This is a genomic window from Dyella sp. KRB-257 (assembly GCF_049445995.1).
Classification (GTDB): Bacteria; Pseudomonadota; Gammaproteobacteria; order Xanthomonadales; family Rhodanobacteraceae; genus Dyella_A.
On sequence record NZ_JBMSDZ010000014.1, the window covers coordinates 26,766 to 39,842 of the forward strand.

Annotated in this window: 5 protein-coding genes and 3 pseudogenes; 4 read left to right on the forward strand and 4 right to left on the reverse strand. The window is 64.1% G+C overall.

The window, feature by feature from the left end; all coding sequences use genetic code 11:
- Positions 1-15: 15 nt before the first annotated feature.
- A complete protein-coding gene (locus ACO2Q2_RS11805) occupies positions 16-2,985 on the reverse strand; it encodes a TonB-dependent receptor (protein WP_423255978.1) in 2,970 nt (989 codons plus the stop codon).
- Between the two features lie 306 nt (positions 2,986-3,291).
- On the opposite strand from ACO2Q2_RS11805, the pseudogene ACO2Q2_RS11810 reads away from it, so the two are divergent.
- Positions 3,292-3,555, forward strand: a pseudogene (locus ACO2Q2_RS11810) (IS3 family transposase); the annotation flags it as partial.
- On the opposite strand, the pseudogene ACO2Q2_RS11815 reads toward ACO2Q2_RS11810, so the two are convergent.
- Together ACO2Q2_RS11815 and ACO2Q2_RS11820 are read right to left on the reverse strand one after the other, a co-directional pair.
- Positions 3,546-3,933, reverse strand: a pseudogene (locus ACO2Q2_RS11815) (transposase). The pseudogenes ACO2Q2_RS11810 and ACO2Q2_RS11815 sit on opposite strands and share 10 nt — an antisense overlap.
- Before the next feature lie 59 nt (positions 3,934-3,992).
- A pseudogene (locus ACO2Q2_RS11820) lies at positions 3,993-4,773 on the reverse strand (IS1595 family transposase); the annotation flags it as partial.
- Between the two features lie 178 nt (positions 4,774-4,951).
- On the opposite strand from ACO2Q2_RS11820, the gene ACO2Q2_RS11825 reads away from it, so the two are divergent.
- Both ACO2Q2_RS11825 and ACO2Q2_RS11830 read left to right on the forward strand, forming a co-directional pair.
- A complete protein-coding gene (locus ACO2Q2_RS11825; RefSeq protein ID WP_423255979.1) occupies positions 4,952-7,852 on the forward strand; it encodes a TonB-dependent receptor domain-containing protein in 2,901 nt (966 codons plus the stop codon).
- 333 nt (positions 7,853-8,185) lie between these two features.
- A complete protein-coding gene (locus tag ACO2Q2_RS11830) occupies positions 8,186-10,165 on the forward strand; it encodes an alpha/beta hydrolase family protein (RefSeq protein WP_423255980.1) in 1,980 nt (659 codons plus the stop codon).
- A 110-nt stretch (positions 10,166-10,275) separates the two neighbouring features.
- On the opposite strand, the gene ACO2Q2_RS11835 is transcribed toward ACO2Q2_RS11830, so the two are convergent.
- On the reverse strand, positions 10,276-12,270 hold the full coding sequence (locus tag ACO2Q2_RS11835) for a UvrD-helicase domain-containing protein (protein ID WP_423255981.1): 1,995 nt from the start codon (positions 12,268-12,270) through the stop codon (positions 10,276-10,278).
- A 179-nt stretch (positions 12,271-12,449) separates the two neighbouring features.
- Here ACO2Q2_RS11835 and ACO2Q2_RS11840 point away from each other — a divergent pair, with 179 nt between their 5' ends.
- Complete coding sequence (locus ACO2Q2_RS11840; protein WP_423255982.1) at positions 12,450-13,076, forward strand: thymidine kinase; 627 nt, start codon at positions 12,450-12,452, stop codon at positions 13,074-13,076.
- The last annotated feature ends 1 nt before the right edge of the window (position 13,077 follow it).

Consider the following 13,077-nt stretch of genomic DNA (forward strand, 5'->3'; position numbering starts at 1 on the left):
CGGATGGAACGCCGGTCAGAACTTCAGGCGTACGCCCAGGCCCACCGAGCTGTCCTGGTAGCGCAGGTCCTGCGGCAGCGCCTGGCCTGGCCCCGCATACGAATGGAACTTGGCATGCGTGAGGTTGGTTGCATTCAGTACCACCGCCACGTGCGTGTTGACGTCGTAGCCGATCGACATGTCGAGCATGTTCGCCGGCTTGTCGTACATTTGGGCGTTGTTGCCGATCACGCCGGACGAAGCAAGGAAGAACTCGGGGAAACGACTGCGGTAGTTGTAGGCGAGGCGGGCCGAGAAACCGTACTTTTCATACATCAGCACGAGGTTGTAGTTGCTCTTCGACACGTTCTGGAACGATGTGCTGATGAAGCCGTTGCCGGTCATCGCAGGCGTCTTGAGTTTGCTGTCGATAAGGGTGTAGTTGGCCTGCACGCCCAGGCCGCTCCAGGCGCCGGGCAGGAAGCTGAAGAACTGCGTATAGGCCAGTTCCATGCCCTCCAGATGCCCGCTGCCCGAACTCTGGGGGCCGGAAATCAGGTAGGTGGTTCCGTTGATGTTTTCCTCGAAGCTGTAATTTTCGATATAGCCGGTGATATCGTGGTAGAACACGCCGCCGGTCAGCGAGCCGGCAGGGCTGAAATACCACTCGAGCGTGGCGTCGTAGCTGTTGGATCTGGTCGGCTTCAGGTTGGGGTTGCCACCGCCGCCGGTGGCGATGGTATTGGCCGTGGCCGGGCTCAGGGTAAGTGACGGATTGAGCTGGCCGAAGCCCGGATACTGGATCGTCTTGCCGGCCGACAGGCGCATCTGCAGGTTGTCGGTGAAGTGCAGGTTGAAAGTGGCGTTCGGCAACCAGTTCCGTTCGTCGGTGTTCAAGCCTATCGGCGAATAGGTGTTGGTCGAAGTGTCATAGGTGTAGGCGGCGAGATTGCGCTTGACCCGTTCCATGCGCATGCCGATGACACCATCGAACGGCAGGCCGAACAATTCGTTGCCGTAATTGAACTGGGCGTACGCCGAGTAGGTCTTCTCGCCGATATGGAAGTACTGGCCCTGCTGCGGCGGCAGCAGGCCGGGCGGCATGCCGTAGTAGCCGCGCAGAGCATCCTCGTTGTTCGCCAGGTAATCGTAACAACCGCTCAGTGCGCCGTCAGGCACCGCACCGTCCCGCGGGATCGAGCAGAAATATCCGGGGCCGAACAACGCATAGACGTTGTTTGCCGGATTCGGCACGCCGCCAGCCAGCCAGGCACCGCCCGGAGGACCCTGGTTGTGCATGGCGCCGGACGCGCTGGCCGTGGTATCCGCGTAGCGCAAGCCGAAATCGACCGAGCCGAACAGATCGCCATTGAAATCGTAATTGCCGTCGCCGCGCCACGCGGTCTGCGTCGCTCGGTTGTTGTTCCACTGCTGGTACAGCCCGTTCAGATAGTAGTTGTGCGGGTCCAGCTGGGGATTGCCGACCAGGCCCCACGTATTCGGGTAGTTGTAGTAGGTGGTGAGCGGAGCGTGGTAGGCATCGAGGAAGGTGTCGATGACGAAATTGTCGGTCTGGAAGCTGGAGGTGGTGCGGCTCAGATCGGTGGACAGCCGAAGGCGGTCACCGCGCCACTTGAAGCCCCAGGCATTCTGGAAATTGTGGCCCCACTGCTGACGTGCCTGGGTGCTTGTGGCGGCATAGTAATTGCCGGTGAACGTCGTACTGGTCAATGGGCAGATCGTCTGCCCGTAATATGGCGAACCGACCTGACCTACCGGGAAGCAGGCATCGCTGGCGGTGACCTGTGATGGCGCGACCACGTTCTGCGGCCCCGAGAAATAGTACGTCTGGTTGTATTTGTCCGAATCCCAGGTATACAGGCCCTCCAGGTACATTTCGGTGTTGTCGGTCGGCTTCCACTGCAGGGCGTAGTTGGCTTCCGGGCGTTTGCGCCAACCCACGTTGTAATTCGCGCCGTACTGGTTCGGGGCCACGAGCAGATTGCCATTGCCGGTGCGCACCGGATTCCCTGAGCCGTCCGTCATCACCCGGGTGAGATTGTCGTCCACGTAGGCGACGTTGTAGTCGTAATGCATGGTGGTGATGCCAGCGTTCAGCAGCGCACCGAATTCGCCTGCATCGGTGTGCCAGCGGTTGCTGAGCAAGAAGCTGGCCGTGGGGTCGGTGTGGCCACCGTATTTCTGATGGGTTTCGTTGAGCGTGGCCACCGCCTTGAAACCGCTGAAGTCGAACGGCCGGTAGGTCCGCATGTCGACAGTACCCGCGATGCCACCGGTGACCATCGTCGCTTCGGTCGACTTGTAGACGTCCAGACGACTCACGGCGGTGGCCGGAAGATCCTGGAACGAAAACTGGCGGCCACCGGCGTTGAAGATCTCGCGACCATTCCACGTGGTGACTACATTCGGCAGGCCACGCACGACCACGGTACTGGTCTCGCCCTGGAAGCCCTGCGCCACCTGCACGCCGGTCACGCGCTGCAGGGCATCGGCCACGCTGTTGTCCGGTAGCTTGCCGATGTCTTCGGCCACGACGGAATCCACCACCATCCTCGCATCGCGCTTGATCTCCTGTGCGCTCTCGAGACTGCTTCGCAACGGAGTCACGTTTATGGTGGAGAGATTGACTGCATTCTTCTTGGCTTGCTCTTTCTCGCGCTGCCTGGCTGCCTGCGCGGCGTTGCCCCTGGCGGAGCTGGCTTGCGCTGACGCCTGGGCAGCTTGTTCCAAGGCGGGTTTGTCGACCGCAGTGGTCGCCATCGCGGTTGCCGGGATCAGGCAGGCGCTGATCGCACCGGCCAGAAGACTGGTCGTGCAGGAAACCAGAATCGGATGCTCCATGAAGTTCTCCCCAAGGCTTTTTGTGTCGCTGACGGTTGGCGGAGGCGTGACCGATGCCGCAACAGCCGAGGCAATGATCCGGCCTGGACGATGCAGATTATCGGCGGCGTCCCGTCTCTTCGGACCCGCTTTCAAGCTGTCCATGGATAGTCGGACAATTTAAATTGTCATACTATATGACATAAGATGCGACAGAAATTTGGGCTTGTCATGCTGCGGCGCACCGTCACGAGGCAGCCCGTCCACCGGGCCCTGCGGGATGCAAGAACGCTCAGCATGAAGCCTGTGCCAAAACGCGGATTCCCGCGCCGATATGCTCGCAACCATGCCCGCAGCGCAAATTGCGGGCATGGCCTTGACGGCTTTCGCACGTGGCGAAGCCGGCCGCAATCGACGCTGTTTCCACTGCATGCCCGACACCGTGACGGCGGCGATGCGCACATCCACCGCGTGCAGCACGTATCGATCCGTTACAGCGGACGCCTGACCGAGACGGGCATCGCGCCGCCGGTCGGCAGCGTCGGAGACGGCTGCGACAATGCGTTGGCCGGGGACGGTCAATGGGCTGTACGAGAACGAGTACATCCCCCCGGAATCCCGGAGGAACGGTGAGGCCATCACGCCCACCGGGTCCACAATTACCAACGACTGCTGGGTCCGGTCGGGAACATTCCGCCAGCGGAGGGGCCGGAGCGGCTTAGAACTTATCCGTAAATAATATTGACCTTCAAAGGCACCTTGCGAAACGCGATGATCGCCGCCGCGAGATGATTGAGGCCGAGAAAACTGCGTTCAAGTTTTTCGTGGCATACCAAGAGCTTGCGAAAGCGATTGAACCAACTGTGTGCGACCTCGACCCCCCCCGGCGCCGGGCGCGTTTGGTGGGGTCTCGACGCTTCTCTTTGGCTGGCAACCGGTGCGCAGGACATACACGATGGCCTCGAACACCACGCGTGCCTCCTTGGGCTTGCGCCCGCCGCCGGGTTTGCGCCGATACTCCTTGCCCGCTTCTCGTTGGCGTTGTGGAATCAAGGGTTCGACCCGCTGCCAAAACGCGTCCGACACTTCCCAGGACGGAAGTCTGCTTCGCAATGCTGCCTTTGCCATCGTCGTTCTCCCATCGCGGACAAGCCGCGTCCTGATTTCCCACGTCACGCATCCACCGTTGCAAGCCGATAACTCAGCGGTGGCGTCCGCGCCGCGGCGACGATGAGGCGCGGCACCAGGGCGGCCAGGTCGAAGCGGCGATTGAATCGGTAGCAGAACTCGGACAGATAGCGCTGCAGGTACTTCGGACGCAGCGCATGGTAGGTACCATGCAGCGCGTTCTTGACGTTACCCAGCATCGTGTTGACCCACGTGAAGATGGGATGCCCCAGATCGGGGACGCCGCCGCCGGTGGGGATGGCGGTATGCGTGCAATCGGCATCGGTCACGCCCGGAAAACACGTCAGCCCGTCGGTGACGACCGCCGTGCCCGGCGCCGGATGGCGTTGGGCCCACGCGGCCAACACCTTTTTGCGAAACCCGGCCACCTCATCCATCCGCATGGCGATCGGGTGCCCCTCGGCAGTGCACTGCACCGCCGCCACGAACGGCGTCTTGCCGGGGCTGCCGCGGCCCGTGCCACCGCCGTGGCGTTCGCCACCCCAGTACGCATCGTCCATCAGCACGATGCCGCTCAGGACCTGCTCGCTGTCGCGCTCGACCATCGCCTGCATCAGCTTGTGCTTGAAGCAGCCACGCCGTGTTGTACGACGACACGCCTAGTTGCCGCCGCAGCGCCAGCGCCGAGATGCCGTTCTTGTGCTGGGTCAGCAGGTAGATCGCCAGAAACCACGTCCGCAACGGCAACTTGGTCTCGGCGAACAGCGTGCCGCTGGCGTGATCGCGATGACTGGCTGTCGACCCGTGCCGCCACCAGCGACATCTCTGTACAGCCCATGTTTTCGGAAAATCATGCGAAGGCTTGGCTGCACGAAAGAAGTTGCGATCTCATCGATCCACCCACTACTCTCCTGAACGTCAATTTAATGAATTGACCAAAGTTATCAGAATAATCCAGGGGAGAAACACAATGATGAAGTTTGTTCGTCGGGGGCTTCCGCGTTTGCCGCTAACCGTCGCGATTGTCGCTGCCCTCCAGCTCACGCCGGCGTTTGCGCAGGACCAGTCGGCTTCTGCCGACCAGCAGAAGGCCAGCTCAACTGACAAGACCAAGGAGCAACCGAAGCAGCTCCAGACCGTCACCGTCACCGGTAGTCTGTTGAGCCGGCCTGAATACCAGGACATCGTTCCGATCCAGAAGATCGACATCCAGGCCCAGCGCGCCGCTGGCTCGTTCGGCACGGTCAATCTGCTGCAGACCAGCGCCGTGGCATTGGGCTCGACCCAGATCAACAACCAGTTCAGCGGCTTCGTGGTGGGTGGCGGTACCGGCATCCAGACGATCGACTTGCGCGGTCTCGGTGCAAACCGCACGCTCGTGCTGCTCGACGGCCAGCGCCCCGGCCCGGCCGGCACGCAGGGCCAGACCGGCTCGGGTTTCGACCTGAACGTGGTGCCAGAAGTCATCTTGGGCGGCGTGGAGATCGTGAAGGACGGTTCGTCCTCGATCTATGGTTCGGACGCGATCTCCGGCGTGGTCAACTTGATCACCAAGAAGCGGATGGACCGCACCGAGCTGGAGGCCTTCTGGGGCTCGCCGCAGCACGGTGGTGCCGACCAGGTGACGACCTCGATCGCCACCGGCTTCAGCTTCGAGAAGGGCAGCGTCGTGCTCGCCGCGCAGGTACAGGAGCAGCTGCCGCTGGCGCTGCGCGACCGCGACTTCCTGCGTTGCAGCAACGACCGCATCCGCGGCACCGACGGCCAGTTCATCGATCGCGAGGACCGCTCGATCCTCGCCGGCACGCGCTACGCCGGCTGCAACAACATGCTGCAGAACGAGTTCCTTACCTACGCCAGCGGTACCCGTTACGTGCCCACCCGAGACGGCAGCACGATCGGCCCGCTGCCCGGCTTCAAGCCAGCCGAGCGAGGCACCTATGCCAATGGCGGCCAAGCGTTCTACGAGGAGGTCACAAACTCTCCGTTCCAGGATCAAGCGTGGGCGATCAACAAGAACCGCAACACCAGCGGTTACGCCAGCACGCATTTCATCTTCGGCGACATCACCTGGGACAACCAGCTACTGGTCAACCGCCGCGTCACCACCACCCGCGGTTGGCGTCAGTTCTTCCCACTTGTGTATCACGAAGTGCCGGTGGGTTCGCCGGATGATGCCAGCGCTGCTTTCGGCTGGCCGCCGTCGGGCATTGGCTTGTTCCAGCCGGTCATGCCGTATCCGTCCAACAACAAGGAAGTGGTGGATTACTTCTACGTCCGCAGCGGTCTGGAGGGCGGTTTCGGTGACAGCAGCTGGGACTGGAATGTCAACGGCACGTTCTCGCGCAGCGGTGGCACCTACAGCCATATCGGCATCGACGCGCGCAAGAGTGGTGACTTCGGCGAGCCGGCCAATCAACTGCCGCCGTTCGAGACCCCGGTGGACTACTTCGATCCCGGCTTTCTCAACGGCGATCGGATGATGGAGCTGGTCGGTGCGGTCGGCCTGCCCACCCAGGGCAAGACGATCTACAAGCAGACCACCTTCAACGCCACGGCGAAGGGCGATCTGTTCAGCCTGCCGGCGGGCGAGGTGTCCGCGGCGACCGGCGTGGAGTTCCGCCGCTACTCGATCGACGACCAGCCGGACGCCAACAACGCCGCCGGTTACGAGTGGGGTTACTCCTCGGCACAGCGCACCCGAGGCACCGATAACGTGAAGGAAGCCTTCGCCGAGCTGGGCGTGCCGCTGCTCAGCGGCCTGCCGGGCATCGAGTCGCTCACCGCCGACGTGTCGGGCCGCGTGTTCAAGTACGACAGCGTGGGCTCGTGGGACAAGGTGTGGAAGGCTGGCCTGAGCTGGCAGATCACCCCGACTTTCCGTGCCCGCGGCACGCTGGGTACGTCCTATCGTGCGCCGCAGCTGTACGAACTGTACCTGGGCAACCAGTCCGGTTTCGTCGGCCAGCTGTCGATCGATCCGTGCATCCAGTGGCAGGACAGCACCAACGACTTCATCCGCGCCAACTGCGCCGCAGCTGGAATCCCGGGCGACTTTACGTCCCCCAACAACTCGTCGGCCCAGGTGTTCACGGGCGGTGGCAAGGGCTTCCTTAAGCCGGAAACCTCGCGCGCCAAGACGGCCGGCCTGGTATGGACGCCGGACTTCGCCAACCTGAGCCTGGCGGTCGACTACTTCGACTACCAGATCAAGGGCGAGATCGGCACGCTCAGCGCAGCCAACATCGTGACCGGCTGCTACGCGTCACCGGTGTATCCGAACAATCTGTGCAACCTGTTCGAGCGCAACCCGGGCACCGGTGGCGAGGCGTTCAAGATCACCAACGTCTACGCCACGTTCATCAACATCAACAGCCAGCGCCAGCGCGGTTACGACCTGCAGGCCGACTTCGCCCAGGATTACTCGTTCGGCACCGTTCGCGCGGGTATCCAGGCAGTGAAGACGCTGTCCGATGTCACCCGATACTTCAGCACGGACGCTGCGAGCGGTGTGGCGAACTCCGACCGCATCGGCTACATCGGCAGCCCGCAGTGGACTGCGCTGCTGAATGCCAGCTACACGCGCGGCGACTGGACGATCTCGTGGCAGGGGCAGTACGTCAGCGGCACCAGCAACAAGGACATTTCGGACACCTTTACCTATCAGGGTTACAAGAATGCCCGTCGTGACATCAGGGCCGACGCCCAGTTCCTGCATGACCTGTCGGTGACCTACAACCGCGACAGCTGGACCGCCCAGTTCGGTATCCGCAACGTGTTCGACACCAAGCCGGACCTGATCTCTTCGGGTGTGGATACGCGCCTGGGCAACACCCCGCGGTTCGCGTCCCAGTACGACTGGTTCGGTCGTACATTCTTCGGTCGCATCAACTACCGGTTCTGAGTAAACGGAATCGGTTGATCCAAAGGGAGGCGACGTTCGTCGCCTCCCTTCTTCTTGCTAGGAGCGTGGGCCGTAGAAACGTTCGCGGCGAAGAGCTTTACAGCCCGAATGGCTTCTACGGCCCACGCTCCTAGTGTTACGGCGTCAGTTCGACGGCCTTGGCATCGTCCGGCTACCCGCACTGCAACGTCGTTCCTCGGCTGGCGGTAGGGGTGAGTCAACGCAGCCTCGTTGATGGAGTAGGCCGACCGTTCCGGCTTCGACTGGATGGAGTACAGAGATATGCGACAGTTTTTCACACGGCCCTTGTTCGGCGGCCTTTCGATTTTGCTCATGGGCATCGGGGTCGCCCATGCGGCCCAACCCATTGCGATCGAGGACCTTGCCCGCCTACCGGCGCTGCAGTCAGTGAGCATGAGTCCGGACGGCAAGCACCTGGTTGGCCTGATTCCTTCCCCGAAGGACAGGGACGAGGCGGCGCTGGCGACCTGGGACATGGATGATCTGGCGTCTGGCCCGAAGGTGGTGACGCCTTCCGGCGAGCACATGAAGTTCATCGGCGCCTACGCGCTCAAGGCGGACCGGGTTCTCGCCATCGCGCGTCAGGAGTGGACCGGCCAGCTCAGCGGCTGCGGCGAAGGCAAGGTCGTCGGGGCAACCAAGACCTTCGTCACCAAGACCTACCTGACGGGGGCCGACCAGAAAAAGTTCCAGGAGGCGTTCGAACAGAAGACGCGCCGCATGGGCGTGAGCCGTAACACCGAGATTTGCCTCGAGCTGGCCGGAACGGCGGCGCTGGTGGACATGCTGCCACTGGATCCGGACAAGGTAATCATCCGGCGCCTGAGTGGCCTCAGCGCGATGTCCAATTACTACCTCTACAACCTTAAGGACGGCAGCACCGATCTGCTGTTCATCGGCAGCACGCGCACCACGCCTGTGCTGTTCGACTCGCGCAACGGCAAGGTGCTGGTGAAGTCGGAAATCGACCCGGTCGGCGGCGATTACGAGCAGCGGCTGCTGATCCTCAATCCGCGCACCGGCGCGTTCGAGGTGCAGGATCCGCTCACCACCAAACTGTCGAACCGCTACGAGGTCAACGTGGTCGGCGTGGACGATGCCACCGGCAAGTACTACGTGCTGACCAACCAGTTTTCCGACAAGGTCCAGGTCCGTCTCTACGACGCGGTCACGCATAAGTACGATGCCGAGCCCGCCCTGGCGGACAAGGATTTCTCCATCACCGACCTGATCTTCAGCAGGCGGCCGGAGAACTTCAACCAGGTCGTCGGCTTTGTGGTGGGCGGCCCACAGCCGCAGACGGTCTACATCGATCCGGTGCTCAAGGGCATCGTGGCTGGCCTGACCCCGGCATTCCCGGGTCAGCAGGTCGCCATCGAGTCCTACACCAACGATTTCTCCAAGGTTCTTTTCACGACGCAGAATGCGGCGACGCCCAGCGCCTATCACCTGCTGCTCAACAAGAGTCGGCTGGTCACGCTGGGAAGCACCCGCCCGTGGATCAAGCCGGGCATGACCGGTCAGGAGAGCTGGGTCAGCTACAAGGCCCGCGACGGCATGGAGATCCCCGCCATCCTCGATCTGCCCGCAGGTTGGAAGAAGGGTGATGCCCCGGCGCCAGCGATCGTGCTGCCGCACGGCGGGCCGTGGGCTCGCGACTACACCGGCTGGGACGAAAGCGGCTGGGTGCCGCTGCTGACCTCGCGCGGTTATGCGGTGATCCGGCCGCAATACCGCGGCACGCAGGGGCTCGGTCGCCAGCTCTGGCTCGCCGGCGACGCCCAGTGGGGCCTGAAGATGTCGGACGATCTCGATGATGCCGCGGCCTGGCTGGTGTCGCAGGGCATCACCAAAGACGGGCAGATCGCGATCTTCGGCTATTCCTATGGCGGGTTTGCCGCCGTGGCGGCGACCGTGCGCTCGCCGTCGCCGTTCAAGTGCGCGATCGCCGGTGCCCCCGTGGCCGATCTGGGTCGACTGAACACGTCGTGGAGCGACAACCGGCTGCAGCGCATCCTGCAGGGCGTGACCGTCAAGGGCATGGATCCGATGGCCAACGCGGACAAGGCGCACCTGCCGATCCTGCTGTTCGACGGTGACCGCGACGTGCGCACGCCGCCGGCGATCCACGCGCATCCGTTCTACGAGGCTGTGAAGGACAAGGTCCATGCCAAGTTCGAATGGATCGCCGACATGCCGCACAGCATGCCGTGGTACCCCCGCCAGCAGCGCCAGACGCTGACGCTGATCAACGATTTCCTCAAGACCGATTGCGGGCTGGCCAGTCAATGACGGCCTGACGCGCGAGGGGCGGCCCGATGGGCCGCCCCGCCGCCGCCTTTTCTAAACAGGGTCCGCTGCTGAGCGGAGATGCCGAATCGACCCGGGGGGTGGCTGGGGGTTCAGCCGGCGAGCATCGCGGCGATCTTGGCCATGTGCGATTCGGCGGTCACGCGCACGGCCTCCTGGTCCGCCTCCGGGTCCTTGCCCTGCCAGTGCAGGTCGTCCTGCGGCAGCTCGTGCAGGAAGCGGCTGGGCTGGTTGTTGTGGACGTCGCCGTAGCGCCTGGTTCTGGCCGACCACGACAGCGTGAGCACTTCCCGGGCGCGGGTGATGCCCACGTACATCAGGCGCCGCTCCTCGTCGATGCGGCCCTCGTCGATGGCGCTCTCGTGCGGCAGCGTGCCGTCCTCGCAGCCGACGATGAAGACGAAGCGGAACTCTAGCCCCTTGGCCGCGTGCAGGGTCATCATGCGCACCGCGTTGCCGGGATCGTCGCGGTCGGCGTGGCTGAGCAGGGCCAGCTGCGAGGCGAGATCGCCGGCGCTGTTGCCGCCCTTCTGCATGGCGCGGAACCAGTCGGCCAGTTCCTTCAGGTTGCCGAGCTTGCGCTCGCGCACGGTGGCGTCCGGCGTGCTGGCGGCGATCTGCGCGGCATAGTCGGTGCGGCTGAGGATGCGCTCGACCAGGTCCGCCGCGCTCTCGTGCAGCGAGGCGCTGCGCAGCTCGTCCAGCAACGTGGAGAACGAGGCGAGCGCGGCAGCCGGGCGCGGCGTGAGCTGGCGCAGCACGCTGTCGCTGCGGGTGGCTTCCAGCAGCGAGCAGTGCCTGGACTGCGCCATCTGGCCGAGTTTTTCCAGCGTGGTGGCACCGATCTCGCGTTTCGGCACGTTCACCACGCGCAGGAAGGCGGCGTCGTCGCTGGGGTTGGTGAGCAGGCGCAGGTAGCACAGCAGATCCTTCACTTCGGCGCGGTCGAGGAAGCTCAACGCGCCGGTGAGGTGGTAGGGCACGCGCGCCAGCCGCAGCGCCTTCTCCAGCGGACGCGCCTGGAAGTTGCCGCGATAGAGAATCGCCATGTCGTGCCAGCGCGCCTTGTGCTTCTCGGCCAGGGTCACCGCGATCGAGGCGATCTTCTCGGCCTCGTGCTCGGCATCCCTGCACTCCAGCACGCGGATCGGCGCGCCTTCCGGATGCTCGCTCCACAGCTTCTTCTCGTGCGCGTGCGGGTTGTGCGCGATCAGTGCGTTGGCCGCGCGCAGGATGCGCTTGCCGCAGCGGTAGTTCTGCTCGAGCTTGATCACGCGCAGGTTCGGCCAGTCGCGGCCGAGCTGGTCGAGGTTCTCCGGGTTGGCGCCGCGCCAGGCGTAGATCGACTGGTCGTCGTCGCCCACGCAGGTGATGTGGCCCTTCGGGCCGGTGAGCGCCTTGAGCAGCCGGTACTGTGCGTCGTTGGTGTCCTGGTACTCGTCCACCAGCAGGTAGCGCAGGCGCTCGCGCCAGGCATCGCGGCACTCGGCATCGGCTTCCAGGATGCGCAGCGGCAGGCGGATCAGGTCGTCGAAATCGACCGCGTTGAACGCGGCCAGGCGCTGCTGGTAGAGGTCGTAGATGGTCGCCGCCTCCAGCTCCTTCGGGCTGCGCGCGGCGGCCAGCGCTTCCTCCGGCGAGAGGCCGGCGTTCTTGGCGCGGCCGAGCAGGTTGCGGATGCCGAACAGCACGTCCGGCTTGGCACCCCGTCCTCCCACAGAGCGGGGCGCCAGCTCCTTGACGATGCCTTCGCTGTCGTCGGCATCGAGCACCGAGAAGCCGCGGCGCAGTCCGGCGCGCGCGTGCTCGATCTGCAGGAACTTCAGGCCCAGCGCGTGGAAGGTGCACACGGTCAGCGCGGCGGCATCCTCGCTGGAAACCAGCTTGCCGACGCGCTCGCGCATCTCGCGCGCGGCCTTGTTGGTGAAGGTGATCGCGGCGATCTTGGAGGCGGCCAGTTTCCGGCGCCGGATCAGGTAGGCGATCTTCTGCGTGATCACCGAGGTCTTGCCCGAGCCGGCGCCGGCAAGCACGAGCAGCGGGCCATCGCAGTATTCGACGGCGGCCAGTTGTTGCGGGTTGAGCATGGGGTTCCGGCGATGCGCGGCGTGGACGGGGATGGTAACGCGGGCGGGCTGGGAGTGAGTAAGCGCAGGCAACATCCGGCCATGCCCCACCTCTCACTCCTCTTCACTCATTCCTCGTCCCGGCTTCAGCGCGCTACCATGCTCGACCGCCCGTCGAAGCCGCGCCCGCCCTGCCGCCCATGGCCAAGCTCTATTTCTATTACTCGGCAATGAATGCCGGCAAGACCACCACGCTGCTGCAGAGCGCGTACAACTATCACGAGCGCGGCATGCGCACGCTGATCCTGGCGCCCGCGCTGGACGACCGCTTCGGCGAGGGCGTGGTGGCCTCGCGGATCGGGCTGAAGGCCAACGCGCGGCGCTTCGGCGGCGAGGAAAACCTGCTGACCATGGTGGAACGCGAGATCGAGGCGCGCGGGCCGCTGCACTGCGTGTTCGTCGACGAGGCGCAGTTCCTCACCAAGGCGCAGGTGTGGCAGATCAGCGACGTGGTCGACCGGCTCGACATCCCGGTGCTCGCCTACGGCCTGCGCACCGATTTCCGCGGCGAGCTGTTCGAGGGCAGCTGCTACCTGCTGGCCTGGGCCGACAAGCTGGAAGAGATCAAGACCATCTGTCACACCGGGCGCAAGGCCACCATGGTCGTGCGCGTGGACGAGCGCGGCCGCGCCGTGACCGAAGGGCCGCAGGTCGAGATCGGCGGCAACGACCGTTATGTCTCGGTCAGCCGCGCCGAGTTCAAGCACATCACCGAGGGGCGCGGCAGCATCGAACTGCAGCAGAGCGTGCTGCCGCTGGGCGAATAGC

Coding starts and splice junctions, on each gene's coding strand:
- ACO2Q2_RS11830 (WP_423255980.1), top strand. CDS start 8,186: ATGGGCATCGGGGTCGCCCATGCGGCCCAACCCATTGCGATCGAGGAC.
- ACO2Q2_RS11840 (WP_423255982.1), top strand. CDS start 12,450: ATGGCCAAGCTCTATTTCTATTACTCGGCAATGAATGCCGGCAAGACC.
- ACO2Q2_RS11835 (WP_423255981.1), bottom strand. CDS start 12,270: ATGCTCAACCCGCAACAACTGGCCGCCGTCGAATACTGCGATGGCCCG.
- ACO2Q2_RS11805 (WP_423255978.1), bottom strand. CDS start 2,985: ATGGACAGCTTGAAAGCGGGTCCGAAGAGACGGGACGCCGCCGATAAT.